Origin of the sequence: Agromyces cavernae, assembly GCF_021044935.1 — a bacterium.
GTDB lineage: Bacteria > Actinomycetota > Actinomycetes > Actinomycetales > Microbacteriaceae > Agromyces > Agromyces cavernae.
The window spans coordinates 127,356-152,936 of sequence record NZ_JAJNMP010000003.1 but is presented as its reverse complement, the minus strand read 5'-3'; the positions used below and the strand labels follow the sequence as shown (position 1 = coordinate 152,936).

Sequence of the window (25,581 nt, the reverse complement as noted above, 5' to 3'; positions counted from 1 at the left end):
AGGCGTGTGAGGCGTGTGACGCGTGTGAGGCGCGTCGGCTGCGCCGCTGAGCGAACCGCTACGCGTCGATATCGATCCCGGTGACGGGCGCGCCCGCGCGGTCATAGGCGAGCAGCACCGCGCCCTTCGGGAACGCCCGGGGCGGCTCGGCGAGCGTGAACGCCGCCGGCACGCCGCGGGTGAAGAGGCTCTTGCCCGACCCGAACGTGATCGGGTAGACGTACAGGTTCAGGCGATCGACGAGGTCGGCCTCGAGCAGCGACTGCACGAGGTGGCCGCTGCCGATCACGCGTGTCGTGCCGAACCGCTGCTTCAGCGGTGCGATCTCACTCGAGACCTCGGTCAGCACCGTCGTGCCCTGCCACGTCGGCTCGAACGGCGTGTGCGAGACCACGAACTTCGGCACCTCGTTGAGCTTCCGTGCGATCGGCATGTCGGCGGATTGCTTCGGCCAGTAGCCGGCGAAGATGTCGTAGGTCTTGCGGCCGAGCAGCAGCGCGTCGAAGTCGGCGAAGCCCGCGTCGAGCGCCTCGCCGGTCTCGCCGTCGAAGTAGGGCGCCTGCCAGCCGCCGAACTCGAAGCCGCCCTCGTCATCCTCGTTCGCACCGCCCGGTGCCTGGTAGACGCCGTCGAGCGTGACGAACAGGTCGGCGACGATGGTTCCCATGATGTGCTCCTTCGGTCGGGGTCAGGCGCCGATGGCCTCCTCGATCTCGGATTCGGCCGCGGACGTGTAGCGCGCGTCGACGAGGATCGGCAGGTGATCGGATGACCCTCGCGGGAGCGTCTCGACCCGTTCGATGTCGAAGCCGACCGAGGTCGCGAGATCGAAGTGCCCGCGGAAGAACTTGTAGCGCGTGTACGTGCGGCTGTCACTGAGGGTGAGCTCGTAGCCCGCCTCGCGCACCTTCTCGGCGAGATTGTCCTTGAACACGGGGTAGTTGTAGTCGCCGACCATGAGGATCGGCAGGCCGGGCCCGATGCCCTGCAGCTCGGCGAGCGCCGCGTGGATCTGGTGACGACGGAGCGAGTTCAGCGCCGTCAGCGGGGCCGCGTGGAACGAGGCGACGACGAACTCGCGGTCGGCCGCGAGGTCTCGCAGCCGCACGCCGACGAGGCGCTCGTGGGCCGGCCGCAGCAGGTGGTCGTGCAAGGACTTCTTGAGCGCGAAGCTCTGCACGACCTCGAACTCGTAGCGGTCGGGCCGGAAGTACACGGCCAGCCCGAGCCGATTGCCCGTGGTGGAGTGCGCCAGTTGCAGCCGCCCGACGTGCTCGGCGAGCCCGGTGGTCTCGACCTCTTGCAGGCAGAGCACATCGGGGGAGTACCGCTCATCGAGCGCAGCGAGCTCATCGATTGCCCGGTGCTTGCGGAGGTTGTAGCTGACGACCTTCATCGGCTCCAGCCTACGCAGGCCGGGGCCCGATGTGGCTGCCTTGACAGGGTGCTCCCGGATTCATTCGGGGTGCCGCACCTGCGAGTCCCGGCCTCGCCGACCGAGCGCCCAGATCGCCAGCTCGACCCGATTGCGAGCGCCGATCTTGGCCATGATGCTCGCGATGTGCGTCTTCACCGTGCTGAGCGAGATGTGCAGTTCGGCGGCGATCTCGGTGTTGCCGAGGCCGCGCGCAACCTCGGCGAGCACGTCCTGCTCGCGGCGGGTGAGCGGTTCCGCGGGATTCACCGCCGGCGCCGACTGCGCCGACCCCGCGAATGCCTCGAGCAGGCGCACCGTGATGCTCGGGGCGATGAGCGCGTCACCGCGCGCGGCCGCGTGGACTGCTTCGGCGAGCATCGCGGGGCCCGCGTCCTTCAGCAGGAAGCCGCGCGCCCCGGCGCGCAATGCCGCATAGACGTGCTCGTCGAGGTCGAACGTCGTGATCACGACCACGGGGATCGGATCGGCGACATCGGGCCCCGCGAGCTCGCGGGTGGCGTCGATGCCGTCGAGCACGGGCATGCGGATGTCGAGCAGGCAGACGTCGGGCCGCAACCGGTGGGCGAGGGCGACCGCCTCGGCTCCGTCCGCGGCCTCGCCGACCACCTCGATGTCGGGTTGCACGTCGAGGATCATGCGCAGGCCGGCGCGCACGAGTTCCTGGTCGTCGGCGACGATCACGCGCACGGTCACGTCGGCCACCCGGTGCGGGGGATGACGGCCGTGACCGACCAGCCGCCGCCCGCTGCAGGGCCGGCCCGGAAGGTGCCCCCGAGCAGCGTCGCACGTTCTCGCATGCCCGTGATGCCGAATCCGGGCGTCGCGGATGTCGCAGGCTCGCCGTCATCGTCGACGTCGAGCCTGATGTCAGCGGCGTCGACCCGAACGTGCACGTCGACACGCGTGGCGTTGCGGGCGTGTCGTCGCGCGTTCGTCACGGCTTCCTGCGCGAGCCGGTAGAGCGCGGCGGCGATGGTCGGCGGCACCGCGTCGACGTCGCCCTCGACGCGAACGTCGACGATCGGCGAGCCGGGCTCGGCTCGGGCGAGCGCGCGCAGATCGGCGATGCCCGGGCCGGGTGTGCGTTCGGCGGCATCGTCGTTGCGCAGCACGCGCACGATCGAGCGCATCTCGGCAAGGGTGCGCGACGCCTCGAGCTCGATCGTCCGCAGGGCGGCGGCGGCCGCATCGGGGCTCGTCGCCGCGACCGCGGTGCCCGCCTGCGCCTGGATCGCGATCGCCGAGACGTGGTGCGCCACCGTGTCGTGCAGGTCGCGTGCGAGCTGCTCGCGTTCGACGAGCTTGACGCGATCGAGTTCGCGGGCACGCGCACCCGCGCGCCAGCGGAACGCCACGCCGAGGGCGACGGTCGCGACGAGCACGCCCAGCCCGCCGATGACATCTCCCACGGTCGTCGACCCGAGCACGAACGACACCGCCGACGACGCCACCAGCAGCGCAGCCCCGCCGACGAATGCGCGACCGTCGCCCCAGCGGAACACCGCGTACACGAGGATCAGGAAGTACGCGGTCGTGACGAGCTGCGGATCGCCGCCGGTCGCGGCTGAGCCCACCCAGCCGACGGCGAACGCGATCGCGAGCATCAGGAGCGGTCGGGTGCGGCGCCACAGCAGCGTCGGCACGAGCCCGATCAGCACGGCCGCCCAGAGCCACCGCCACGGGACATCCGGTCGCACTGCGGCCTCGAACAGCACCAGCGGCGGAATCACCGCCACCAGCACCCAGTCGCGCCACACCCGCCGCGGAGGCGGCGACGCCGCCGCCGGCGCATTCCACAGCGAGCGGACGAGGCGCGTCATGCCCTCATGATAGGCGGGCATCGGCGGCGCCGGATCGGCCGGAAGTACGGGACGTGCGGGTCGATCGCGCGGCTCTGCGCCGGATGACGAGCTCGGCGACGGCGAGGTTGATCACCCAGCCCGCACCCATGAGCACCGCGTGCATCGTCTCGTCGGGAGCGCCGAGCGCGAGCGTCCACGGAAGGAAAGTGAACACCTGGGTCCCGGCGCCGAGCCCGATCGCGTAGGCGCGCGTCATCCACGCGCTGTGCGTCGCCACATCACCGCGGCGGATCGCTACGAACGCGACGACGATCGCCGCCGCCATCGCGGTGCCGAACACGAGGCGCATCACGAAGAGGGCCTCGCCGTTGACCGCGGGCATTGCGTAGAACAGCGTCATCCACAGCGCCGAGAGTGCCGAGGCGAGGCCCGCGGGCGCCACGATGCGCCCGGAGTACCGGTGCCAGCGACGCCGTCGCAGCCCCGGCGCGAACTGCAGCGCCCCGAGCACGAGGAACACGCTCGAGGCGACGATGTGCACCGCGACGGGAACCGGCGAGTCGAAGAACCTCGCGTTGGCGGGCGTCACGGCGCCGCCGCTCGTGAGCTCGGTGAGGCGGAATGCGCCCGCCGCGATCGGCACGAGGCTGAGCAGGATGAGCCCGGTCGGTGCGAGCCAGTGGGCTCGCGGTTTCGAGGCGGGACGGCTGGGCGAGGCGCCGCCGACGTGCGCGGACAGGCGGGCGGCGGATGATTCGGTCATGTCTCGATGCTCGCGACTCCCGCCGGGGGCGACATCGGCCGCCGGGCTCGAATCACCTCGTACTTTCGGCCGAAGCGGGCCGCGTGGCACGCCGCGTGACACGACCCGATCACGGTTCGGCGCGGTTGCCCCTGCGACGGCCGTGGCAGACGTAGACTTCGGAAATGGAGGCCCCGGCCAGCACCACCCTGGTCGTCGTCGGAGATGAGGCGACGAACGCGATCCATGCGCTCGAGGGGTACGCCAACGTGCAGGCCGCGTCATTGCACGACGCGACCGATGCCGAGGTCGCGCGCTGGTCGGCCACCTCCGCCGCACCGTATGTCGTGCACGACCACGATCCGCTCGCACATGTCGCGGCCGCATGGGTCGAGTTCTTCGACGACCAGTCGACCTACGGCGTGCTCGAACTCGAGATCGAGCGCGCACTCGACGCCGCCGTGCGCCACGACTTCAGCGTGCCCGACTACTACGTCGTGATCCACCCCGAGGTGCTGCCCGTCACGTGGAAGCACTGGTGGCTCGGCGTGCTCTCGAGCGCGTCGCCGAGCCGGGTCATCCCGTGGCCTTCGGCCGACGATTCGCTCGCGGGGCTGCTGCGGCACCTGCCGACCGCGCGTGCCTGGCCCGACGTCGATGCGTGGCTGCCGAAGGTCAGGGGCGCGATTCCCGACCGCGTCGGCCTGCCGGGCGCGAACTGAGTCCGCGGCGGCGTCGTCGCAGTCAGGCGGATGTCCCGGCCGCGCCGGGTCGCTCCGCGTACGCCTTCAGCGCATCGAGCATCCGTTCGCTCTCGCGGGCGTAGCGCCCGACGATGATCGAGCGCACGAGCTTGAGCCGCCGGGGGATGCCGAGTTCGACCGTGCGCGTGACGCGCACCCCGCCGGCGGTCGCGGCGAACGACATGCTCACGATGCTCTCGATCCTGCCGAGACTGCGCGGACGGAGGGCCATCGGCTGTCGGAACGCGACCACGTCGGGCCGGGCGAGTGCGATCACGAGGCCGTGTCGCACGCCGGTGCGGCTGTGCTCGACGTAGGTGGTGCCGACCGCGACGGGCGGCGGCGAGATCTCGCTCGTGCCCTCGTAGTCGCCGGCCGACGGCAGCCAGCGACCGTAGCTGTGCAGGTCGCACACGAGGTCGAACACGTCCTCGGGTGAGGCCGCGACATCGACGTGGAGCACGATCTTCGTCGTCATGCCTCAAGCCTCGCACCGTCGGCCGCGCGAGCATACCGTCGCGACAGCGTGCGCAGCAGCGGCACGAGCTCGGGCGGCGACTCCACGGTGAAGTCCATGTTGAGCATCCCGATGTAGGCGGCGATCGTGTCGAGGCTGTCGGCGCCGGTCACGAGCACCGACTCCGCTTCGGAGACCGCCTCGACGACGCCGACGGTCGGGTTGATGCGCGCGATCACGGCGTCCGCCCGGGCGGCGACGCGGAGCCTCGCGTGCACGTTCCACCCGCTCATGGCGATCGAGCGCATCGCGAAGGCCGAGTAGTCACCGCCGGGCAACGGAACGGGTGAGAATCGTCGGCGGGTCGGCATCCGCGGCTCGATCCAGTCCGCCCGGAACACGCCCCACTCGTCCGAGCGCGGGTCGCGCCCGACCAGGTACCAGCGGCGCTCCCAGCTCAGCAGACGGTAGGGCTCGACGAGCCGCGGCGTGCCGCGGTCCTCGAACCGCAACCACTCGACGTCGCGGATGGCGGCGGCGATGGCCGCGAGCACGGCGGGGTCGACCTCGGGGTCGGGGGCATCCGTGCCGGTGTTCTCGGGTGCCCGGTCGACGACCGCGCCGATCGCCGACACCGTGGGCCGAAGGCGTTCCGGGAGCACCTGTTCGAGCTTCGCGAGCGCACGGGCGCTCGACTCCTCGATGCCGGCGATGCCGGTTGCGGCGCGCAGGCCGATCGCGACGGCGACGGCCTCCTCGTCGTCGAGCAGGAGGGGCGGCAGCTTGCCGCCGGCACCGAGGCGGTAGCCGCCGGCGGCGCCGCGAGCGGCGTCGACGGGGTAGTCCAGTTCGCGGAGTCGGTCGATGTCGTTGCGAATGGTCCGCGGGGTCACGCCGAGTCGAGCGGCCAGCTCGCTCCCGGTCCAGCCGGGCCGCGACTGCAGCAACGAGAGCAGCGCGAGGAGGCGTGCGGCGGTATCGGACATATCGTGATTCTCTTCCGAAATTAGGAACGGAACGTGCCTGATTGCACCGTACCGTCGAAGACATGACGAACACCACGACACTCAGCACCGACATCCGCCCGTTCCGCGTCGAGGTCGACCAGGCCGAGCTCGACGACCTCGTGGAGCGCCTCGCGCGCACCCGCCTGCCCCACCCCGCAGCCGTGGACGACTGGGACTCCGGCACCCCGAACCACTACCTGCGCGACGCCGTCGACCAGTGGCGCGACTTCGACTGGCGCGCCGCCGAGGAGCGCATCAACGCGTTCCCGCACTTCATCACCGAGATCGACGGGCAGCCCATCCACTTCATCCACGTGCGCTCGCCGCACCCCGACGCCACGCCGCTGATCCTCGCGCACACCTACCCCGGGTCATCCGTCGACTACCTCGACATGATCGGCCCGCTCACCGACCCGGTCGCGCACGGCGGGCGCGCCGAGGACGCCTTCGACGTCGTCGTGCCGGATGCCCCGGGCTACGGCTTCTCGAACCCCGTCACCGAGACCGGCTGGGCGATGGCCCGCGTCGCCCGCGCCTATGACGAGCTGATGCACCGGCTCGGATACTCCGAGTACGGCATCCACGGCTCCGACAACGGCGCGCTCGTCGCCCGCGAGCTCGGCCTGCAGAGCCCCGAGGGCTTCCTCGGCCTGCACGTGCTGCAGCTGTTCTCGTTCCCGTCGGGCGACCCGAGCGAGTTCGAGCGCCTCGAGCCGCAGGACTACGCGGGGCTCGAGCACATGCAGTGGTTCCAGTCGGTCGGCGGCTACAACACGATGAACGCCTCGCGGCCGCAGACCGTCGCTGTCGGCCTCAGCGACTCGCCCGTCGCCCTGCTCGCCTACAGCGAGCTGTTCAACTCGTTCGGCAACGGCACCTCGCTCGTGCCGCTCGAGAAGATCCTCACCGAGGTGAGCGTGAACTGGTTCGCGAACGCCGCCGCCGGCATGAGCCGCAGCTACCTCGAGAACGCGCGGGCCGATGCCGCGTCCGACGAGACTGGGCCGCAGGTGAACGGCGCGCCCACCGGCGTCGCGGTGTTCAAGGACGACTTCCAGACGATCAAGGTGTTCGCCGAGCGCGACAACTCCAACATCGTCCACTGGAGCCGGTTCGAGGAGGGCGGTCACTACGCCGCACTCGAGGTGCCCGACGCCGTCGTCGGCGACATCCGCGCCTTCTTCGCGTCGCTGCGGGGCTGATCCGGGTCACCCGCTGGAGCACGTCGGGCGGATGCCGCGGGCTGAGGCTCGCGGCATCCGCTCGCCTATCCGTCCGAGGGTCGTGTCCGCCAGAACACGATGACCACGAGCACCAGCACGGCCAGCACCACGGTGGTGCCGGCGAGCAGCAGCCAATCGATCGGCCCGGTGCCCGACGCGAACGAGACGCCGACGACGACCGTCGAGCCGATGCATCCGAGCGATCGTGCCGTTTGGAAGAGCCCCGCGGCCTCGCCGACCTCATCGGGCGGCGCCGCCACGTAGAGCGACTGGGTGATCGCGATGAGCACGACGACGTACGGAATGCCGATCGCCGCCGTGACGAGCAGCACCACCCACGCCGCGGTCGACACGGCGAGAACGAGGAGCCCCAGCGTCGCGACCGCGAGTCCGGCCGATCCGATCACGAGCGCGGTGCGGAGGCCGCGGCGGTCGATGAGCCGCTCGACGACGGGTGTCATGACGATGTTGAACGCGGCGAGCGGAACGAGCATCGCACCGACGGCTGCCGTGCTGAACCCGGCGTGGTCCTCGAGGAACTGCGGCATGCCGAAGAGCGCGCTGTAGAGCACGAGGTTCGCGAGGATGAACGTGAGGTACACGCGGATGAGCGGCACGTTCGCGGCGAGCAGGCGCAGGTCGATGAACGGCGCCGCGCAGCGCAGCTCGCGCCACACGAACAGCCCCGCAGCCAGGACGGCGGCCGGCAGCAGCAGCCAGTTCGGATCCGTCGTCACCTCGAGCAGGAACATGAGCAGCGCGACGATCGTGACGCTGAAGGCGAGGATGCCCGGGATGTCCGACTCGGCGAGGGTCGTTCGCAACGGCAGGCGGTCGCGAGTCCCGTCTCTCGGAGCGAGTATCGAGGTGCTGACGATCGCGATCGCGGCGAGGGGCACGTTGATCCAGAAGATCGCCTCCCATCCGAAGAGCACGAGGAGCACGCCGCCGACGATGGGTCCGATCGCGGCCGTGCTCGTGTCGATGAGCTGGATGCGGCCGATCATCTTCGGCGCGCTCCTGCCCGAAACCGCCGAGATCGACCGGAGCATCGACGCCGCCGATGGGAACGTCGTCGCCGTGCCGACCGCGAGCACCACCCGGGCGGCGCACAGCCACTCGAGCGAGGGGCTGAACGGCCCGAGCACGCCGGCCACGATGACGATGCACATACCGATCCTGAACACGCGGCGCGGCCCGTATCGGTCGGCGAGGCGCCCCATGAGCGGTTGGAGCACCGCCGACGTGAGGTAGAACACCGAGATCACCCAGGTGACCGCGGCCGCATCCACCGCGAACTCGCGCCGGAGGGTGCTGAGCGAGACGGCGATCATCCCCGAGTTCAGTGCGCTCAGCGCGGTGCCGCTGCAGAGCGCCGCGATCGTCCAGGACGATCGTGAGAAGCGCGGTGTGCGCGGCGCTCGCGCCGTGCGCGGTTCGGCAGCGCCGTCCTGGTGCGGCATCGGATCAGGTCGCGGGCAGTGCCGACGCCAGGATGGTGAGCACGACGAACTCGCCCGGCCTGATCGGCGCGAAGCCGACGCGCACGACCACGCGACCCGTCTCGCGATCGTGCTGCGTCATCGTGTCGCGATCGCAACGCACGAAGTACGCGTCGCGGGGCGATCGACCCTGGAACGCGCCTGCCCGGTGCAGGTCGTACAGGAACGTGCCCACCGCGTCGCGCACCGTCTCCCACAGCGCCCCGTCGTTCGGCTCGAACTGCGTCCAGTCCAAGCCGCGCTCGATGCTCTCCTCGAGGAACAGCGCGGTGCGGCGCACCGGCACGTACTTCCACTCACTCGCTGCGGAGTCGGCGCCCGCGAGGGTGCGCGCGCCCCAGACGATCGGGCTCCGCCGCCCCGGGAACATGCGCAGGGTGTTGACGCCGGCGGTGTTCAGTGCATGCGCGTCGTCCTGGTCCAGCTCGAAATCGAGGCCGACGGCCCCGCGAAGCTCGGCGTCCATCCCCGCCGGAGCGCTCCACACACCCTCGGTCGCGTCGGTGCGGGCGATCACGCCGGCCACGGCGCCGGCCGCCGACGACACCTCGGGCACCGCGCCCTGGACCGGGTCGGACCAGCGCAGCCGCGGCAGGTAGAGCGCGGCGTTCGGGCTCGAGGTGCCGACCGCCGCCTCCACGCCCCGCGCCAGTGCGGCCTCGATCGCAGCGGTGTCGGTCCAGCCCGGCGGAGGGCCGACGAGCAGCATCGCTCGTCGGCGCTCGCAGAACGCGACGGCCTCGGCCACGGTGTCACGGGCGTCCTCGCGATCCGCGGACTCCGCCGGGAGCACGAGCAGGTTGACGAGGTCCACCGTGTCGAGCGCTTCGAGGCCGGCCCGCACGGCTGCGGACCCGGCGTCCTCGACGCCGATCACCACCGCGGTCCGACCTCCGTTCTCGAAGAAGGCCCGCACCGCGCTGCCCAGGGCACGACCTCGGAGGTGGTCGAAGAGCGCGTCCTCGTCGGTGCCCCATTCGTCGAACGTGGTCGGCGTTTCGAAGTCGGGCGGGCCCGGGGCGAGCCCGACGAAGGCCGCAACCGCTGTGCCGACTCCCTCGATCGGTCGTGTCATCGGCCCCACCTCCTCGTGAGCGGGTGCGCGCCCGTGGTCCTCGGTGCGAGCCTCCTCCGGCCGGTGGCCGGTGTCAAGGAACAGCCGATGGACGTCGGATGGCCCACGCTGTATAATCAACATCGGTCGACTATAGAAACACGGGAGGCAGTCCCGTGACCGCGTCGGCCATCAGACACGAGATCAAAGGGGATCAGCCATGTCAGAGCCAAGCCTCTACGAACGCCTCGGTGGCGTGTTCGCCATCGCCGCCGTCGTCGACCACTTCAGCGACGCCGTCGTGCAGAATCCGATGGTCGGCCAGCAGTCAGCCAATCCGGCCCTCCGCGAGTGGCATACCCAGAATCTGGGAAGGCTCCCCGGCCTGAAGTTCATGCGCACTCTCTGGGTCTGCAATGTGGCCGGCGGACCCTTCGAGTACACGGCCACCGTTCCCGGCAGCACGGTCCTCGGTCTCGAAGAGGCCCACCGCAAGCTGCGGATCTCGCCCGACGAATTCGACGAGGTGGCCGCCGAGCTCGGGCGCACGCTCGACGCCGTCGGTGTGCCGGAACGCGAGAAGGGCGAGGTCCTCGCCGCGTTCGCCGCCCACAAGGACGAGGTCACCGAGGGGTATCGCACCGCCGCGAGCTGAGCGCCCGCCTGCATTCCGTCAGGCGGGCGGGGGAAGCTCGGCGGGTGAGGCCGGCAGGGGAGCCGCAGGCGCGGTGTCGAGCACGCCGCGGGCGAGCATCGCCCCGCCGGCGACCGCGGCGGGCATGGTGATGATCGCGCCGAGCGGCACCAGGAAGCAGAGCTGGGTGGCGACGCCGAACCCGAGCAACTGCGCGCGGCTCCCGCGCAGCAGCGCGGCCCGGTCGGAGCCCGAGATTCCCCGCGCGTCGAACGCGCGCGAGGTGAGCTCCCGGGCGAGCAGCCAGCCCGACGCGACGACGCCGAGCACGGGAGCCGCGACGCCGCCGACGAGCGGGATGAAGCCGACGAGTGCGACCACGAGGGCCGCGACGATGCCGAGGGCGACGAGCCCCGCGGCATCCGCGACGCCCTTCCAGAACCCGGCACCATGTTCGGGCACCTCGCCGCCGAGGTCGAGTTCGACCGCGCGCCAGATGCGCTCGTAGAACGGATCGCCGACCGCGAGCGTCAGCGCCGTGAAGGTGATGGCCGCGAGCACGACCGCGCCGGTGAACGCGACGAACGCGATCGCGTAGCGCAACGCATTCGCCCAGAAGGCGTCCCAGCCGTCGGCGAACGGGGTCGCCCACTCGACGAGACCCGGCAGGTTGATGCCGAGCGTGATGAGCCCGGCGACCATGACCGCGAACACGATCGCGGCAGGCAGGAGGCCGAGCGCCATCGCCTCGGGGCGCCGGCGCCAGAAGCCGAAGCCGCGAGCGAGCAGGGCCACCCCCGATGCGAACCGCCTGATCACGGCATCAGCCTAAAGTGCGCCCGGGGTGGGCGCACGGGGCATCCGTTCATCTTGCATGCATAGGCTGGAGGATATGGTGCTCGCCCTCATCCGTCACGGACAGACCGACTGGAACCTCGCCGCCCGCATGCAGGGCCGCACCGACATCCCGCTCAACGACACCGGTCGTGCGCAGGCGCGTGCCGCGGCGGCCGCGTTCGCCGCCGAGCCGTGGCATGCGGTCGTGAGTTCGCCGCTCGGCCGCGCGCGCGAGACCGCCGCGATCCTCGCCGAGCACCTCGACCTGCCGCTCGGCGCCGCCTACGACGAGCTCGTCGAGCAGGAGTTCGGCGAGGCCGAGGGCACCCTCGTCGCCGACCTCGACACCCGCTGGCCCAACCGCGACTTCGCCGGCAAGGAGCCCGACCACGAGGTCGGCGAACGTGGCGTACTCGGCCTCGAGCGCGTCGCCCGCGACCAGGATGGCAAGCGCGTGCTCGTCGTCGCGCACGGCACCCTCATCCGCTACACCCTCGCGGCGATCACCGGGCACGACGCTCGCGACTACCCGCGGCTCGACAACCTCTCGTGGTCGCACGTTCGGTCGAACCGGTCGGCTGCGTCGGCCGAGGCCGCGTCGCGGTCGACGGATGCCGCGTGGCGGGTGCTCACCGTCGCCGGCGTCCCCTTCGACGACGTGCTCGTCGACCTCGAGCGAGCCGGGGAGTTGCAGCCCGCGAGCTGATCGCCGACGGACGGGCTGCGCGCGCCAGCGTGAGCCGTCAGCCGTGCGCTTCGCGCCGCTGCGCCCGCTCGAGTCCGTCGAGCACGATGTCGAGCCCGAACTCGAACTCGAATTGGTCGTCGCACCACCCGAGGGTCGACTCGGGGTCGGTGTGCGCGACGACCGCGAGCATGTTCGCGAGGTGCGGCACGTGCTCGGCGAGCTGTGCCAGGTCGCCGCCGCCGGCGTCGCCATCGTCGCCGAGCTCTTGCGAGAAGCCGAACATGCGGCTGCCGAGGGCGTGCATGGAGTGGTGGATGAGGTCGTACGTGAACCCGCCCGCGCGCAGGGTGCCGACGACCGAGTCGACGTAGCGGGCTTGGGCGAGGCCGAGACCGGTGCGGGTGTCGAGGACGCCGGGAGCCCAGGGATGCCGCAGCATGACCGTGCGCGCGCCGAGGATGCGTGCGCGGAGCGAGGCCTTCCACGAGTCATCCGTCTCGGCGACCTCGAAGCCGCCGGCGACCTGCTCGATCTCGCGGAACACCAGGTCGACGACGCCGTCGAGGATCGCCTCTTTGTTGGCCACGTGGTAGTAGAGGGACATCGCCTCGACGCCGAGCTGCTCGGCGAGCGCGCGGATGGTGAGCGCCGCGATGCCGCCGGCATCGGCGAGGTCGACGGCGGTCTGCAGCACGCGGTCGCGGGTGAGCGGGGTGCGACGCGCGCGGCCCGGCTCTGCTGCCTGCTCGGCGATCGACGGCATCGGCTGCCTCCCCTCGCGTCAACGGTACACAGCGGCGCCTGCTGCCGACTCGATCACGGATATTTCTCGAGAACCCCTCGACATCTCTACGATATCGCGCTATCTTACAGCGTAAGACTTACAACGTAAGGTTCAAGGTGAAGGCAAGGGAAGCAGTCATGACGACCGAACAGCAGCAGGGCACGCGGATGCGTGCCGCCGTCGCCTACCGGTTCGGCGGCCCCGAGGCGGTTCGCGTCGAGCAGCGGCCGATGCCGACCCCGAGGGCCGACGAGTTGCTCGTCCGCGTGCACGCGAGCACCGTGAGCATCGCCGACCACCGCATGCGCAGCCGCGACCTGCCCGAGGGGCTCGGGTTCCTCGTGCCGATCTCGCTCGGCGTGTTCCGTCCGCGCAAGCCCGTCCTCGGCATGGACGTCGCGGGCGTGGTCGTCGCCGTCGGCGACGAGGTCACGGGGTTCGCGCCCGGCGACGAGGTCATCGCGATGCTCGGTTCGACCTTCGGCGGGCACGCCGAGTACGCGCGAATTCCGCAGTCGAAGGCGATCGCCCGCAAGCCGGCGGGCCTCGACATGCAGCAGTCGGTCGCGCTCGTGTTCGGCGGGCACACCGCGCTCGCGTTCCTCGACCGGGCCGAGGTCGGGCCCGGCGACGAGGTGCTCGTCAACGGGGCGTCGGGCGCCGTCGGCACGGCGGCCGTGCAGCTCGCGAAGCAGCGCGGCGCGCGGGTCACCGCCGTGTGCGGCACGCGCAACGTCGAACTGGTGCGCTCGCTCGGTGCCGACCGGGTCATCGACTACACGTCTGACGACTTCACCCAGAACGGCGAGACCTACGACGCCATCCTCGACTGCGTCGGCAACGCGCCGTTCGACCGGGTCGCCGACTCGATCAAGCCCGGCGGCGCTCTGCTGCTGGTCGTCACGAGCCTGCGCGGGATGCTTCGGGCCTCACGCGACAGCCGACGCAGCGGCAAGCTCGTCACGGCCTCGGGCGCGCCCGTCTCGCACGAGCGGTTCGCCGAGCTGTCGCGGCTCGCCGACTCCGGTGCGCTGCGGCCGGTCATCGACCGCACCTACGATCTCGACGACGTCGTCGAGGCGCACCGCCACGTCGACACCGGCCACAAGACGGGCAGCGTCGTGTTGCACATCGCCTGACTGCCGCGAACGCCCGGCGAGCACCACTGGGCGACGACGAACGGATGCCGCGAGCCGAAGCCCGCGGCATCCGTCATGCGTCGCTCACCGAGCGCGGCGTCAGCCGCGCACCTTCACGTCGACCCACACGAGCCGGTGGTCGCTCGACGGGAACGGGAACACGCCCGTGAGCGCCGACAGCGGGTCGGCCTGCACCGGCCAGAACACCCCGGCGTCGCGCACGCGCAGGTCCTTCGACGGCAGCACGTAGTCGGCGCGCAGGTTGCCCGGCGCAGGGTTGTCGTTGAAGTCGGCGGTGTCGAGCGCCGGGTCGCCCTCGTGCGCCAGGTTGGCGCCGCCCTGCAGCACCGACGCCTCAGCCGCACCCGCGGAGGCCGGCTGCGGGTCGGTGATGCGCGGGTGGTCGAGCAACTGGTCGATGGCCTGGTCGACCGAGTCGCCGTCGAGCGGGTCGGCGTTCTGGTCGCCGAGGATCACGAACGACTCGCCGGGCTTGAGACCGCCCGTCGCGCCTTCGTCGTCGGAGATGTAGCGCGAGGTCGTGCCGGGCGTGACGTAGTCGGCCCAGAACCGGATCTCGTCGTGGTTGCGCTTGCCGTTGCGGTCTTCGGCGCCGTCGAACGTGGGCGGTGTCGGGTGCGACACGAGCGCGTGCACGGTACGCCCGTTCACGTCGATCGGCACGTCCCAGTGAGACTTGCTCGAGAGGCGGAACACGTCGAGCTCTTCGGCCGAGTACCAGTCGGCCGGGGCCGCCGTGCTCGGGTCGTCGGGCAGCAGCGCACTCGGCATGTCCTTCCACAGGAAGTTCTGGAACGTGCGCACGGCGTCGGTGTCGATCGGGTGCTTCGAAAGCACGGCCATGCCGAACTGGCCCGGGAACGCGCCGAATCCGAAGGCGTCGTCGCCGTAACCCGGTGCACCCGGGGTGGTGACCGTCGCGCCGTTGTTGTTGAGGTCGAAGCCGCTCGCGATACCGGTGTTCGACGGTGCGACGAAGGCGTAGGGGTACACGACCGGGTCGGCGCCGCCCTGCGACAGTTCGAGGTAGTTCTCGCGGAACAGGTCGGCCGCGAGACCGCCCTCGACGAAGTCGAACTCGTTGAGCAGCACGACGTCGGGATTCACCCGCTGGATGATCTCGGCGACGGTCTTCGCCTGGGCGTTCGTCGTGGTTCTGAGGTCGGTGACGAGCTGGCCCGCGACGTTGCGGTTGAGCGACAGGTTGTAGGTGGCCACCCGCAGGTCGGTGGTGCCGGCGCCCGCCGGCGGGGCTGCGACCGCGGCGCCCGCGCCGACGGTCGCGGCGGCGAGCACGCCGACCGCGGTGGCGGTCAGTGCGGTGGTGATGCGGTGTTTCGTGGACATGCGCTCTCCTTCGTGACACGGCCGATTCACCTGACACGGTAGGCCTCCACGGTGACGAGCGGAAGAACCTCAGGTGAGCGGATGCCGCGACTCGGCGTCGCCCGCGACCCCGTCGAGCGCGGCCACGAGGTCGGCGTGCAGGTCGTCGACGTGCTCGAGCCCGACCGACAGGCGCACGAGCCCCTCGGGGATGGTCGGTGCCTCGGCCGCCCACCGGCGCCGGCGTTCGAAGGTCGACTCGACGCCGCCGAGGCTCGTCGCGTGGATCCACAGCCGGGTGCGGCCGACGAGCGCGTCGGCGGCGGCCGCGCCGCCGCGGAGCACGATCGAGATGATCGCGCCGAAGCCGGGGTAGCGCACCTCGTCGAGGGCCGGGTGGTCGGCGAGACGCGCGACGAGTTCGGTCGCGGTGGCCTGTGCGCGCTCCAGGCGCACGGGCAGCGTGCGCAGGCCGCGCAGGGCGAGGAACGCCTCGAGCGCCGACGGGATGGCGCCGCCGAGCGACCGGCGGGTCGTGAGGGCATCGGCGTGGGCCGGGTCGGCGGCGACCACGGCGCCCATGAGGACGTCGCTGTGACCCGAGATGTACTTGGTCGCCGAGTGCACGACGAGGTCGACGCCGTCGGCGAGCGGCCGTTGCAGGACGGGCGTCGCAAACGTGTTGTCGACCGCCACGAGCGCACCGTGCGCGTGCGCGGCGGCGGTGACCGCGGGGATGTCGGCGACCTCGAGCGCCGGGTTGGTGGGCGACTCGAACCAGAGCATCGCGGCGCCCTCGCACGCGGCGGTCACCGCCGAGGTGTCGGTGATGTCGACGTACTCCACCGTGATGCGTCCGGCCGCGGCCCGATCGTCGAGTTGCATGACAGTCCCCGTGTACGAGTGCCGCGGAGCCACCACCCGACCGCCCGTCGGCACCAGGTCGAGTACGGCTGAGACCGCCGCGATGCCCGACGCGAACGCGACGCAGCGCCCGCCCTCGAGCGCGCCGAGGGTGTCTTCGAACGCCGTCCACGAAGGGTTGCCGTAGCGCCCGTACTCGAGCTCGCCGCCCGCGACGTACGTCGATGCGAGGTGCACCGGCACGTTGAGCGGCTGGTCCGCCGTGTGCGAGGGTCGCCCGGCGACGACCGCGACCGTCTCGGGTCGTAGCGCCAGGGGAGTCGTGGGGTCGGTCATGGCGGGGTCCTCCGGGGAGTGTCGCGGCACGGGACATCCGTTCGCCTCGTCAGGATACGCGGCACGGCGAAGGGCGCGGAGCGTGAGCTCCGCGCCCTTGGGGGCTACCTCGACGGCTGGGAGCGCGCGTGCGCCCCGCGTTCATCGACGCCGCGACCCGCGCGGCCGGGCTCGCCCGGAGCCCGTCACATGCCCCCGGCGTGGCGGCGACGATAACTGAGGAGAAGAGGACCCATACCCCCGTCTCAGCGCCCATAGGGCCCCATCTCCTGAGCTGTGCACCACCGTGGTGCGAGGAGCGGCCCGGCTCACGGTCAGGCGCAGCGGCTAGCCTTGACGCATGAGTCGCACCGCCTGGACCGTCATCGGCGTCATCCTCGCCGTGATCATCGCGTGGTTCCTCGTCGACGTGCTGTTCAGCCTGCTCTGGTTCATCGGCAAGCTCGCGATCGTGGCCGTCGTCGCGGTGATCGTGTTCTTCGTCCTGCGCTCGGCGATCGGACGCTCGCGCTCGCAGGATTCGATCGAACGCTGAGGCGCCTCGACCCGTCGGGTTACGGGTGCCACACCGGGCGCGCAGGTTGACGCGCGGGGTTGACTCGCGCGCACCGACGTGTTCGCATGGCGGGGTGGGAACGTACCCGAACGGCGCAGCCCCCGCACTGATCGACGACGAGCAGCTTGAGGAGTTCGAGCGCGAGCTCGTCGGGCGCGTGCGCGGACGAGTGCTCGAGATCGGCGCAGGCGAGGGGGAGAACTTCGGCGCGTTCGATCCGGGCGTGCTGTGGATGGGACTCGAGCCCGACGGCGAGCGCCGCAAGGAGCTCGCGACCCGAGCTCGCGAGTGGGGCCACACCTCGACGCCGTTCGACGCGGTCGCCGAGTCGATCCCGCTGCCCGACCACTCCGTCGACGCGGTCGTCGGCACGTACGTGCTCTGCTCGGTCGCAGATCCCGCCGCCGCGCTCGCCGAGGTGCGTCGCGTGCTCGTGCCAGGCGGGCGTGCCGTGTTCATCGACCACGTCGTCGCCCCGCCGCGAACCCTGAAGCGCGCCGTGCAACGCGTCGCCACGCCGATCTCCTCGCGCTGCTGCCACGGCTGCCATTGGGACCGCGACACGTTCGCCACGCTCACCGCCGCCGGGTTCGAGCCAGCCGACGTGCGGCGAGTGCGGGTGCGATCGCTGCCGTTCGGGCCCGTGCCCACGCTGCTGTTCGACGGGCGGTCGCCCGGAGCGTGAGTGCTAGCCCTCGAGGGCTTCGAGTGCCTCTCGCGCGTCGTCGGCCGAGCGCCGCGCTGCCGTCGCGGCCCGCGCCGCGCGGTCGCGATCGCGGGTGACCGCGCGCAACTCCCGTTCGGTCTCGGCGAGCTCGTCGTCGGCCCGGCGAAGCTGCGCCTCGAGCTCATCGCGGGCCGCGGTGCGCTCCTCGGTCGCGCGTTGCAGGTCGGCCACGCGAGCGTCGAGTTCGGTGAGCTGATCGGATGCCTCGTCGGCGAGCTGCTCCGCGTCGTCGGCTGCACGTGCCGCTCGTTCGCGGGCTTCCGCCGCTTCTCGGGCGGCACGCTCCTCGCGGGACTCACGAGTCGCGCCGGCTGCGCCCGCCCCCCGCCCGCCGGGCGATCGAGCGAGGTTTCGAGATGCTCCTTCGTCGTCTTTCAATCCACCCGACCCCGGGGTCTCCGGTACCTCGCCGGCGACCGCGCCGTCGAGATCGACCTCGAGGCCGACGGCCTCGAGACCGCGCACGAGCCGGCCGGTGCGCACCGCGGCCGTGGCGGCGACATCCGACATCGCGGCCTGCAGCGTCTGCGCGACCTGGTCGAGCACGGGGCCGCGCACCGGATTGCCGAGTTCCTCGGCGAGCGCGCCCGCCTCGCGCGCGATCGCCGCGACGAGCTGCCGGCGTTGCTTCGTCAACTGCGCGAGCTGTGCCGCGTCGAGGTCGTCCTGCGCCGCGCGCAGGTCGGCGCCGAGCTCGAGCACGGTATCGAGCTCGGCGGAGCGATGGCGCACGAGCTGGTTGACGAGCCAGGCCGCCGGCGACGGTCGCTTCAGGTCTTGGATGCGCGCGGCGAGATCGCGATCGTCGCCGCGCGCAGCTCGGCCGCGCTCGTTGCGCGCCGCGGTGAACTCATCGGGGAGGAGGCCGTAGAGCTCCGCCGCGATCTCGGTGAGCGCGTCGCCGGGCATGCAGACCATCCTGTCGGATCGGGGGCCAGGGCAGAAGGGCTGTCGAACGTCGCGCCGACACGGTCTAATGGGGGGATGCGACTCGTCGTGCTCACCGGTGCCGGCATCTCGGCCGAGAGCGGCGTGCCGACATTCCGCGACGCGGGCGGGCTGTGGGAGGGCCATCGCGTCGAAGACGTCGCCACGCCCGAGGCGTTCGATCGCGACCCCGACACGGTGCAGCGGTTCTACGACGCGCGTCGACACGCCGTCGCGCTCACGGAGCCGAACCCCGCGCATCTGGCCCTCGCACGGCTCGAGGCGGAGCTCGTCGACGACCTGCTCATCGTCACGCAGAACATCGACGACCTGCACGAGCGGGCCGGGTCGCACCGGGTGGTGCACATGCACGGCGAGCTCGGGTCGGCGCTGTGCGCCGCGTGCGGTGCGCGATCGCCCGTGCGCGCGGACCTCGTCGAGCGGCCCCCGTGCCCTGAATGCGGCGAACGGATGCTCCGCCCCGATGTCGTGTGGTTCGGCGAGGTGCCCTATGAGCTCGACCACATCGACGAGGCGCTGCTGGCGTGCGATGAGTTCGCGGCCATCGGCACGTCGGGCGCGGTGTACCCCGCGGCCGGGTTCGTCATGGTCGCGGCCGAGCGCGGCGCGCGCACGATCGAGCTCAACCTGGCCGCGAGCGAGATCACCCCGCTGTTCGACGAGGTGCGGCACGGCCCGGCGAGCATGGTCGTGCCCGCCTGGGTCGACGAGGTGCTCGACGGCGGCTGATCGCGCGTCGCCGTTCAGACGAGGCCAAGGCTGACGACGAGGGCGTCGAGCACCGGCCGCTGGCCCTTGGTGAGCAGCACGCGCGCCTCGTCGAGCGCGACCCAGCGTGCCTCGTCGACTTCGGGGAAGGACTCGCGGCGGCCCGAGCGCGGCGGCCACTCGAGCTCGAAGAGGTTGCTCTGCACGGCCTCGATCTCGAACGTCGGCGCGGCGCCCGCGAAGACGTGCACGAGCTTGCCGCTCGAGTACCGGAACTCGCCGAGATCGAGCAATTCGGCGTCGGGGGCGGGCACTCCGATCTCCTCGGCGAACTCGCGGCGCGCGGCCGCGAGCGGGTCCTCGTCGGTGGAGTACTCGCCCTTCGGGATCGTCCAACCGCCCTCGTGCTTCGCCGCCCAGAAGGGGCCGCCCATGTGTGCGATGAACACCTCGAGGTCGGGTGCGCCGCGGAAGAGCAGGAGTCCCGCGCTCGTCACGGGCACGGCACGCCACCTTGCCGCATCATGCGTGCCCGATAACGTGGTGGAGTATCGCACGCATCGCACGCGAAGGAGTCACCCATGGCACGCATCGTACTCATCGGGGGTCACGGAAAGGTCGCGCTGCAGCTCGAACGTCTGCTGACCGACCACGGCGACGAGGTCGAGGCAGTCATCCGCAATCCCGATCACGCGCTCGATGTCGCCTCGACCGGCGCGACCCCCGTGGTTGCCGACATCGAGACGCTCGACGTCGACGGCTTGGCCGAACTGTTCCGCGGGCGCGATGCGATCGTCTGGTCGGCGGGCGCCGGCGGCGGCGATCCCGCGCGCACCTACGCGGTCGACCGCGACGCCGCGATCCGCAGCATGTCGGCGGCCGAGCAGGCGGGCGCCTCCCGGTACGTGATGGTGTCGTACTTCGGCTCGCCCGACCACTCCGTGCCCGAGTCGCACTCGTTCCACGCCTATGCCGAGGCGAAGGCGGCCGCCGACGAGCATCTCGCGACGACGGCCCTCGATTGGACGATCCTCGGACCGAGCACGCTCACCGACGGCGAGGCGACGGGACTGATCGACGCCGGGGCATCCGAAAGTCATCGCGTCAGCCGTGCCGACGTGGCGGCCGTCGCCGCGGCCGTGCTGCAGCGTCCCACGACGATCGGGCGCACGATCCGCTTCAACGCGGGCGAGACGCCGATCGCCGACGCGATCGGCTGACGGGCGCCGCAGCTTCGCCCGCCGCGGCCGCGCGCCCGCAGGTCAGCGCTCGGGGGGTCGCCGCACGAGCGCCCAGCCCGCGGCGAGGAACAGCACGCCGCCTACCAGCCCGATCAGTCCGATGATCGACCACAGCACGAATTCGGTTGACACCGCACACCTCCACGTCAGTGGTCCCATTCTGCACCGGTCGGCGCGCGACGGGCCAGCGCGCCGCTGGATCGCACCTGCCGGCACCTGCGAGGATCGGACGCATGTCCGCCCCGGCCCTTCCGCTCGCCGCCCGACTCGGCACCGTGCCACCCGTCGCCTTGCCCCTGCACCCCGACGTCGTGACCTGGCGTCCCGCGGTGATCGGCGACACCGACGAACTGCTCGCCTTCGCCGCCGCGGTCGCTCGCGCTGATCATCCGAACTGGGTCGAGACGCGCGACGACGTGGTCGAGGTGTTCGAGCTCTCGTACATCGAACCCGAGCGCGACACCCTCGTCGGCGTCGGCGCCGACGGGCGCATCCTCGCGAGCGGTTCGGTGGTCTGCCCACCCGGACAGGAGACGCTCGTGCGATCGATCGTGCTCGGTGCCGTGCGACCCGACGTCCGCGGCCGCGGCATCGGGCGGGCGCTGCTCGACTGGGAGCTTGCTCGTGCTCGGCAACAGCTCGCGGCAAGCGAGAAGCTCCTGCCGGGCTGGATCATGGCCTACGCCGAGCAGCGGGCGCCCGACGCGCAGGCGTTGCTCGAGCGCGCCGGGCTGTCCCTGCAGCGCCACTTCTTCACCCTCGAGCGCGAACTCGAGGCACCGGTCGGCCACGCACCCGTTCCTGCCGGCGTCGAGTTCGTGCACTGGGCGGCGGCTTGGTCGGAATCGACGAGGCGCGCGCGCAATGCCGCGTTCGCCGATCACTGGGGCAGCCAGTCGAGGGGCGTCGAGGCCTGGGCGAGGTTCGTCGACGGCGAGCAGTTCGCGCCGGAGCTCTCGTTCCTCGCGATCGCGGATGCGGGCGCCGGTCCCGGTGCCGGACCCGGTGCCGAGGTCGTCGGGTTCGTGCTCGCGCTGCGCAACGAGTCGGACTGGGCCGGGCAGGGGTTCACGTCGTCGTATGTTCAACTCGTGGGTGTCGTGCGCGAGTGGCGTGGACGGCGCATCGCGCAGGCGCTGCTCGCCGAGCACCTCGAGGCCTGCCGGCGCGCCGGGCTCGAGAAGGCCACCCTCGACGTCGACGCCGAGAACCCCACGGGCGCGCTCGGCCTCTACACGGCGCACGGATTCGAGGTCGCGCACACCCACTTGGGCTACGTGCGCGAGTACTGAGCGCCGAGCGGCGCGTGTCAAGGCGTTGACGGGCCTCGTGGTCGCCGCGCACGCTGGACGCATGACGAACAACGAAGATCTCGGACGGGGTCGTCCGCTGGAGCCTCGCGAGGGCGGGCGCGACGACGGGCGGCAGGTGCCCGCGAGCGACGACGAGATCGACGGCGAGCTCCAGCGCGGCGACGACCCCAACGACCTCGACGCCGACAACGCGGTCGAAGAGGACACGATCGAGTCGGTCGACCCCGACAACGCGCCGGCGTAGCGACCTCATGACGCGGGGATCCGGCGTCGAAAGGTGAGCCTCACCTAAGTAAAAAGTTGCCGTGATCTGCGCAAACCGTCCAGCGGGGTACTGCGCGATCGAGGTGCACAGGGCTACCATCCAGATACGCGAACGGTCGAAACCGCCTCTGGAGGTCACCATGAGCATGACGCTCGACGATCTGCCCGCTGTCGCCGAGTGTTCGGTGGCCGGATGCTCCTACAACGACCATTCCCACTGCCACGCGGCAGCCGTCACGATCGCCGGCACGGCCGACCACGCCGAATGCGCGACCTTCATTCCGCTCAGCAGCAAGGGCGGGCTCGACAAGGTGCTGACGCACGTGGGCGCGTGCCAGCGCGGCGAATGCATCCACAACTCGAACCTCGAGTGCACGGCGGCCTCGGTGCGCATCGGCCCGGGCGCCGACAGCGCCGACTGCCTCACCTACGAGGTTCGCTGACACTCCAGCGGAATCGAACGCGGCCGGTCGGCACCGAGTGCCGTGGGCGCTGCGGCGGGGTGGTGATAATCTGCGCCTCAGGTCCTGGGGCGAAGTCTTTTGCGTGATCGGACACAGTCTGCGGGCGGATCTCACCGGGGGGTAGAGGTGCTTCGTTCCCATTCGTCACCATCGCGAACCATCGCTCGACTGTGCGTCGGGTTGGCTGTCCTCGGCGTCCTCGCCGCGTGCACGGCCGGGCCCTCCGACACGGCGGGCAGCACACCGCCGGCGAGCACTGCACTGCCGGCCGAGGGCGGTGACCTCGACCCGGACACGAGATTCACCCCGCTCGCCACCTCGGTGCTCACACCGCCGATGCCGGTGAAGGGCACGGATGAGATGGTTCATCTGACCTACGACATCCTCATCACCAACGCCACCTCCCTGCCGGTGCAACTCGATCGTCTCGAGGTGCGTGACGCGGATTCCGGCGATGCACTGTTGACCGAGGAAGGCGCGCAACTGAACCTGTCGGTCACGCGTCTCGGCGAATCAGCCGATGGCGTCGACAGCACCGACCCACTGCTCCTCGGTCCGGCAGAAACCTGGGTCGCGTGGGTCGATGTTCCGATCGCGACCGACGCCGACGTTCCGAAAGCACTTGAGCTCGCGGCATCCGGGGCCATCATCCGTCCGGAAGGCGAACCCGCGGAGTTCTCATCCACCGTCGGCACGACGGCGGTGGATGACCGGTCCGCGACCGTTGTCGGCGTACCCGTGCAAGACGGCATCTGGTACATGAGCGAAGGATGCTGCGCCGAGAGCACTCACCACCGCCGGGGTCTTGCGCCCATCAACGGCGAGGCACTCGTTCCCCAGCGCTATGCGATCGACTTCTACCTGCTCGACGAGGAGCACCGCACGTGGGAGGGGGATCCCAGTCAGCTCTCGAGCTACTTCACCTACCAGCAGCCCATCGTGGCGGCCGCCGCTGGCACTGTCGTGGCGGCGATCGACGGGATCCCGAACACCACGTCGCTGCCGGGACCACCGCCGATACCGCCGATCGAGCACACGGTCGGCAACCACGTCGTCGTCGAGATCGAACCGGGGATCTTCGCGCTCTACGGTCACATGGATCCCGGATCGGTGCGGGTACGAGTCGGCGACCGCGTGGAGCCGGGTCAGGAGCTCGGACTCATCGGCAGCAGCGGAAACTCCACCACCCCGCACCTGCATTTCCATCTGCAGACAGAGCCCACCTTCTTCCCATCCGACGGCGTGCCCTACGTCTTCGATGAGTTCGAACTGCTCGGGCACATCACCGAACGCCTCTGGGACGACAACCTCGGTCTCGAACCCACCGGAGAGCTGCCGTTCGAAGGCGTCGATGCCGGGATCCGCCACGATGAACTGCCGCTGGATCGCTCAGTGATCCGAGTCGGCCGCGACGAAGGGTCGCGCTGACGGATCCCCGTGCGACGACGGTGCCGGAGGCGCTCGTCGGAGCGACCGTCGACGCTGCCTCCAAGCGGTCACCCCGACCTGGACTCAGGGAAGGATTCGGATGGTGAACTGCTGCGACGCGGTCTGTCCGCCGCTGTCATTGACACGAACGGTGAAGGTGTAGGTACCGGCAGTCGTGGGTGTGCCGAGGACCCTGCCGGGGGATGCCTGCACACTCAGGCCCGGCGGGAGGGTGCCCGCGATGCGCGACCACGAGTACGGCGGCGTGCCGCCACCCGGGAAGAGGCTGGCCTGGTAGGCGACGCCCACGTTGCCGTCCCTGAGCTGGTCGGTGCCATTCGTGATGACCAGTGGACTCGCCGGATCCACCGTCAGCGTGAAGGTCTTGGTGGCGGTGTTGCCCGCTCCGTCACGCGCCCGCACGGTGAACGTCGTCGTCTGGACCCGCGTCGCGACACCGGTGACGGCCGTGGTCTGGGACAGCTTCAGGTCGTTGCCGGCGAACCGGAGCCCGTCGGGCACGGTGCCGTTCACGAGCGACCACCGGATCGGGCCGCTGCCCTGACCGCAGCACGCCTCGATGAACCCGGCGTAGTTGGCCCCGACCCGTGCGTTCGGGAGTGGAGAGTTCGTCGTGATCCGCAACAACGACTGCGAGGTGACGGTGAGCACGGCCGAACGGGTGACCCCGTTGTAGGTCGCGGAGATGGTGGCCGTGCCGACGGCCGACGGGCTGATCGTCACCGGGAACGCGCCGGTCGAACTGAAGGCCGGAACCGTCACCGTGGCGGGAACCGTGGCGATCGCCGTATTGCTGCTCGCCAGCGAGACGGTCGCCCCGCCGGTCGGCGTCTGGGCGGTGAACGTCAACGTGGCGGAGGTGCTCGTGGTGCCCGTCTGCACGGTCGAGGGACTCAACGTGATCGACGCGAGCGCGCCGCCCGGCTGCGGTGGTGGAGGCGGAGTGACGGTCAGGGTGGCCGTCCGAGTGACCCCGTTGTACGTCGCGGAGATCACCGACGTGGTGGTGGCCGAGACCGGGCTGGTGGACACGAAGTTCACCACCACCCTGCTGTTGACCCCCTCAGGCACCGTCATCGTGGCCGGCACCGTCGCAACGGCCGTGTTGCTGCTCGAGAACGAGACGACGGCCCCGCCTGCAGGGGCGGGCGCGGTGAGCGTCACGGTCGTCGACGACGCGGATCCTCCCTGCACGCTCGCCGGACTGAGGCTGACCGTGTCGAGTGCGGCCGTCGTCGGCGGCGGAGCCGGCGCGGTGACGGTCAGTGTGGCCGTTCGGGTGATGCCGTTGTAGGTCGCGGAGATCACCGCCGT

30 protein-coding genes are annotated in these 25,581 nt (G+C 71.0%); 14 read left to right on the top strand and 16 right to left on the bottom strand.

Annotated features, from left to right (window positions below):
* Positions 1 to 58: 58 nt before the first annotated feature.
* Genes LQ757_RS12065 through LQ757_RS12045 form a run of 5 tightly spaced genes read right to left on the bottom strand, consistent with a single transcriptional unit; the run spans position 59 to position 4,003 of the window.
* A complete protein-coding gene (locus LQ757_RS12065; protein WP_231047494.1) occupies positions 59 to 667 on the bottom strand; it encodes a dihydrofolate reductase family protein in 609 nt (202 codons plus the stop codon).
* A gap of 21 nt (positions 668 to 688) precedes the next feature.
* Positions 689 to 1,396 (bottom strand): endonuclease/exonuclease/phosphatase family protein, encoded by a 708-nt coding sequence (locus tag LQ757_RS12060; RefSeq protein WP_231047493.1) that lies wholly within the window; start codon positions 1,394 to 1,396, stop codon positions 689 to 691.
* Positions 1,397 to 1,456: 60 nt separating this feature from the next.
* Complete coding sequence (locus LQ757_RS12055) at positions 1,457 to 2,131, bottom strand: response regulator (protein WP_231048175.1); 675 nt, start codon at positions 2,129 to 2,131, stop codon at positions 1,457 to 1,459.
* The gene (locus LQ757_RS12050) at positions 2,128 to 3,258 is read right to left on the bottom strand and encodes a sensor histidine kinase (RefSeq protein WP_231047492.1); all 1,131 of its coding nucleotides are present in this window, start codon (positions 3,256 to 3,258) and stop codon (positions 2,128 to 2,130) included. Before LQ757_RS12050 ends, LQ757_RS12055 begins: the two co-directional genes overlap by 4 nt.
* A gap of 4 nt (positions 3,259 to 3,262) precedes the next feature.
* Complete coding sequence (locus LQ757_RS12045; protein ID WP_231047491.1) at positions 3,263 to 4,003, bottom strand: DUF2306 domain-containing protein; 741 nt, start codon at positions 4,001 to 4,003, stop codon at positions 3,263 to 3,265.
* Positions 4,004 to 4,167: 164 nt separating this feature from the next.
* Between LQ757_RS12045 and LQ757_RS12040 the strand changes: the two genes are divergently transcribed.
* A complete protein-coding gene (locus LQ757_RS12040) occupies positions 4,168 to 4,704 on the top strand; it encodes a hypothetical protein (RefSeq protein WP_231047490.1) in 537 nt (178 codons plus the stop codon).
* Between the two features lie 22 nt (positions 4,705 to 4,726).
* Here the strand turns inward: LQ757_RS12040 and LQ757_RS12035 are convergent, their stop codons facing one another.
* Positions 4,727 to 5,203: an SRPBCC family protein gene (locus LQ757_RS12035; protein WP_231047489.1), complete on the bottom strand. Its 477-nt coding sequence runs from the start codon at positions 5,201 to 5,203 to the stop codon at positions 4,727 to 4,729.
* Complete coding sequence (locus LQ757_RS12030) at positions 5,200 to 6,168, bottom strand: helix-turn-helix transcriptional regulator (protein WP_231047488.1); 969 nt, start codon at positions 6,166 to 6,168, stop codon at positions 5,200 to 5,202. The genes LQ757_RS12035 and LQ757_RS12030 overlap by 4 nt, the downstream gene beginning before the upstream one ends.
* Positions 6,169 to 6,230: 62 nt before the next feature.
* On the opposite strand from LQ757_RS12030, the gene LQ757_RS12025 reads away from it, so the two are divergent.
* The gene (locus tag LQ757_RS12025; RefSeq protein ID WP_231047487.1) at positions 6,231 to 7,391 is read left to right on the top strand and encodes an epoxide hydrolase family protein; all 1,161 of its coding nucleotides are present in this window, start codon (positions 6,231 to 6,233) and stop codon (positions 7,389 to 7,391) included.
* Between the two features lie 65 nt (positions 7,392 to 7,456).
* On the opposite strand, the gene LQ757_RS12020 is transcribed toward LQ757_RS12025, so the two are convergent.
* Entirely contained in the window at positions 7,457 to 8,875 is a 1,419-nt protein-coding gene (locus tag LQ757_RS12020) for an MFS transporter (RefSeq protein WP_231047486.1), read from the bottom strand.
* A 4-nt stretch (positions 8,876 to 8,879) separates the two neighbouring features.
* Positions 8,880 to 9,989 carry a phage tail sheath family protein gene (locus tag LQ757_RS12015; RefSeq protein ID WP_231047485.1) on the bottom strand — a complete coding sequence of 370 codons (1,110 nt, stop codon included), beginning with the start codon at positions 9,987 to 9,989 and terminating at the stop codon, positions 8,880 to 8,882.
* A gap of 199 nt (positions 9,990 to 10,188) precedes the next feature.
* On the opposite strand from LQ757_RS12015, the gene LQ757_RS12010 reads away from it, so the two are divergent.
* Positions 10,189 to 10,623, top strand: a complete 435-nt coding sequence (locus LQ757_RS12010) for a group I truncated hemoglobin (RefSeq protein WP_231047484.1) — start codon at positions 10,189 to 10,191, stop codon at positions 10,621 to 10,623.
* Between the two features lie 18 nt (positions 10,624 to 10,641).
* On the opposite strand, the gene LQ757_RS12005 is transcribed toward LQ757_RS12010, so the two are convergent.
* Positions 10,642 to 11,421, bottom strand: a complete 780-nt coding sequence (locus LQ757_RS12005) for an EI24 domain-containing protein (protein ID WP_231047483.1) — start codon at positions 11,419 to 11,421, stop codon at positions 10,642 to 10,644.
* Between the two features lie 73 nt (positions 11,422 to 11,494).
* On the opposite strand from LQ757_RS12005, the gene LQ757_RS12000 reads away from it, so the two are divergent.
* On the top strand, positions 11,495 to 12,145 hold the full coding sequence (locus LQ757_RS12000) for a histidine phosphatase family protein (RefSeq protein ID WP_231047482.1): 651 nt from the start codon (positions 11,495 to 11,497) through the stop codon (positions 12,143 to 12,145).
* A gap of 37 nt (positions 12,146 to 12,182) precedes the next feature.
* Here LQ757_RS12000 and LQ757_RS11995 read toward each other — a convergent pair whose 3' ends face one another.
* A complete protein-coding gene (locus tag LQ757_RS11995; protein ID WP_231047481.1) occupies positions 12,183 to 12,890 on the bottom strand; it encodes a TetR/AcrR family transcriptional regulator in 708 nt (235 codons plus the stop codon).
* A 158-nt stretch (positions 12,891 to 13,048) separates the two neighbouring features.
* Here LQ757_RS11995 and LQ757_RS11990 point away from each other — a divergent pair, with 158 nt between their 5' ends.
* Entirely contained in the window at positions 13,049 to 14,050 is a 1,002-nt protein-coding gene (locus tag LQ757_RS11990) for an NAD(P)-dependent alcohol dehydrogenase (RefSeq protein WP_231047480.1), read from the top strand.
* A gap of 99 nt (positions 14,051 to 14,149) precedes the next feature.
* Here the strand turns inward: LQ757_RS11990 and LQ757_RS11985 are convergent, their stop codons facing one another.
* Both LQ757_RS11985 and LQ757_RS11980 read right to left on the bottom strand, forming a co-directional pair.
* Positions 14,150 to 15,418 carry an endonuclease/exonuclease/phosphatase family protein gene (locus tag LQ757_RS11985; protein ID WP_231047479.1) on the bottom strand — a complete coding sequence of 423 codons (1,269 nt, stop codon included), beginning with the start codon at positions 15,416 to 15,418 and terminating at the stop codon, positions 14,150 to 14,152.
* A gap of 69 nt (positions 15,419 to 15,487) precedes the next feature.
* On the bottom strand, positions 15,488 to 16,597 hold the full coding sequence (locus LQ757_RS11980) for a trans-sulfuration enzyme family protein (RefSeq protein ID WP_231047478.1): 1,110 nt from the start codon (positions 16,595 to 16,597) through the stop codon (positions 15,488 to 15,490).
* 340 nt (positions 16,598 to 16,937) lie between these two features.
* On the opposite strand from LQ757_RS11980, the gene LQ757_RS11975 reads away from it, so the two are divergent.
* Both LQ757_RS11975 and LQ757_RS11970 read left to right on the top strand, forming a co-directional pair.
* The gene (locus tag LQ757_RS11975; protein WP_231047477.1) at positions 16,938 to 17,132 is read left to right on the top strand and encodes a hypothetical protein; all 195 of its coding nucleotides are present in this window, start codon (positions 16,938 to 16,940) and stop codon (positions 17,130 to 17,132) included.
* Between the two features lie 94 nt (positions 17,133 to 17,226).
* A complete protein-coding gene (locus tag LQ757_RS11970; RefSeq protein ID WP_231047476.1) occupies positions 17,227 to 17,838 on the top strand; it encodes a class I SAM-dependent methyltransferase in 612 nt (203 codons plus the stop codon).
* Between the two features lie 3 nt (positions 17,839 to 17,841).
* Here LQ757_RS11970 and LQ757_RS11965 read toward each other — a convergent pair whose 3' ends face one another.
* Complete coding sequence (locus LQ757_RS11965) at positions 17,842 to 18,789, bottom strand: transposase (RefSeq protein WP_231047475.1); 948 nt, start codon at positions 18,787 to 18,789, stop codon at positions 17,842 to 17,844.
* 75 nt (positions 18,790 to 18,864) lie between these two features.
* Here LQ757_RS11965 and LQ757_RS11960 point away from each other — a divergent pair, with 75 nt between their 5' ends.
* On the top strand, positions 18,865 to 19,557 hold the full coding sequence (locus LQ757_RS11960) for an NAD-dependent deacylase (RefSeq protein ID WP_231047474.1): 693 nt from the start codon (positions 18,865 to 18,867) through the stop codon (positions 19,555 to 19,557).
* A 14-nt stretch (positions 19,558 to 19,571) separates the two neighbouring features.
* Here the strand turns inward: LQ757_RS11960 and LQ757_RS11955 are convergent, their stop codons facing one another.
* Complete coding sequence (locus tag LQ757_RS11955; RefSeq protein ID WP_231047473.1) at positions 19,572 to 20,039, bottom strand: NUDIX hydrolase; 468 nt, start codon at positions 20,037 to 20,039, stop codon at positions 19,572 to 19,574.
* A 78-nt stretch (positions 20,040 to 20,117) separates the two neighbouring features.
* Here LQ757_RS11955 and LQ757_RS11950 point away from each other — a divergent pair, with 78 nt between their 5' ends.
* The 5 genes from LQ757_RS11950 to LQ757_RS11930 all read left to right on the top strand — a co-directional run bounded on the left by LQ757_RS11950 (position 20,118) and on the right by LQ757_RS11930 (position 24,246).
* Positions 20,118 to 20,756, top strand: coding sequence for an NAD(P)H-binding protein (locus tag LQ757_RS11950; protein ID WP_231047472.1), 639 nt, complete (start codon positions 20,118 to 20,120; stop codon positions 20,754 to 20,756).
* A gap of 254 nt (positions 20,757 to 21,010) precedes the next feature.
* The gene (locus LQ757_RS11945) at positions 21,011 to 22,069 is read left to right on the top strand and encodes a GNAT family N-acetyltransferase (RefSeq protein WP_231047471.1); all 1,059 of its coding nucleotides are present in this window, start codon (positions 21,011 to 21,013) and stop codon (positions 22,067 to 22,069) included.
* A gap of 61 nt (positions 22,070 to 22,130) precedes the next feature.
* Positions 22,131 to 22,334: a hypothetical protein gene (locus LQ757_RS11940; RefSeq protein ID WP_231047470.1), complete on the top strand. Its 204-nt coding sequence runs from the start codon at positions 22,131 to 22,133 to the stop codon at positions 22,332 to 22,334.
* 160 nt (positions 22,335 to 22,494) lie between these two features.
* Complete coding sequence (locus LQ757_RS11935) at positions 22,495 to 22,797, top strand: DUF1540 domain-containing protein (RefSeq protein WP_231047469.1); 303 nt, start codon at positions 22,495 to 22,497, stop codon at positions 22,795 to 22,797.
* A gap of 201 nt (positions 22,798 to 22,998) precedes the next feature.
* Positions 22,999 to 24,246, top strand: a complete 1,248-nt coding sequence (locus LQ757_RS11930) for a M23 family metallopeptidase (RefSeq protein ID WP_231047468.1) — start codon at positions 22,999 to 23,001, stop codon at positions 24,244 to 24,246.
* 84 nt (positions 24,247 to 24,330) lie between these two features.
* Here the strand turns inward: LQ757_RS11930 and LQ757_RS11925 are convergent, their stop codons facing one another.
* A complete protein-coding gene (locus LQ757_RS11925) occupies positions 24,331 to 24,990 on the bottom strand; it encodes an Ig domain-containing protein (RefSeq protein ID WP_231047467.1) in 660 nt (219 codons plus the stop codon).
* Between LQ757_RS11925 and LQ757_RS19405 the strand changes: the two genes are divergently transcribed.
* A complete protein-coding gene (locus LQ757_RS19405) occupies positions 24,962 to 25,561 on the top strand; it encodes a hypothetical protein (RefSeq protein WP_231047466.1) in 600 nt (199 codons plus the stop codon). The two genes, LQ757_RS11925 and LQ757_RS19405, sit on opposite strands and share 29 nt — an antisense overlap.
* The last annotated feature ends 20 nt before the right edge of the window (positions 25,562 to 25,581 follow it).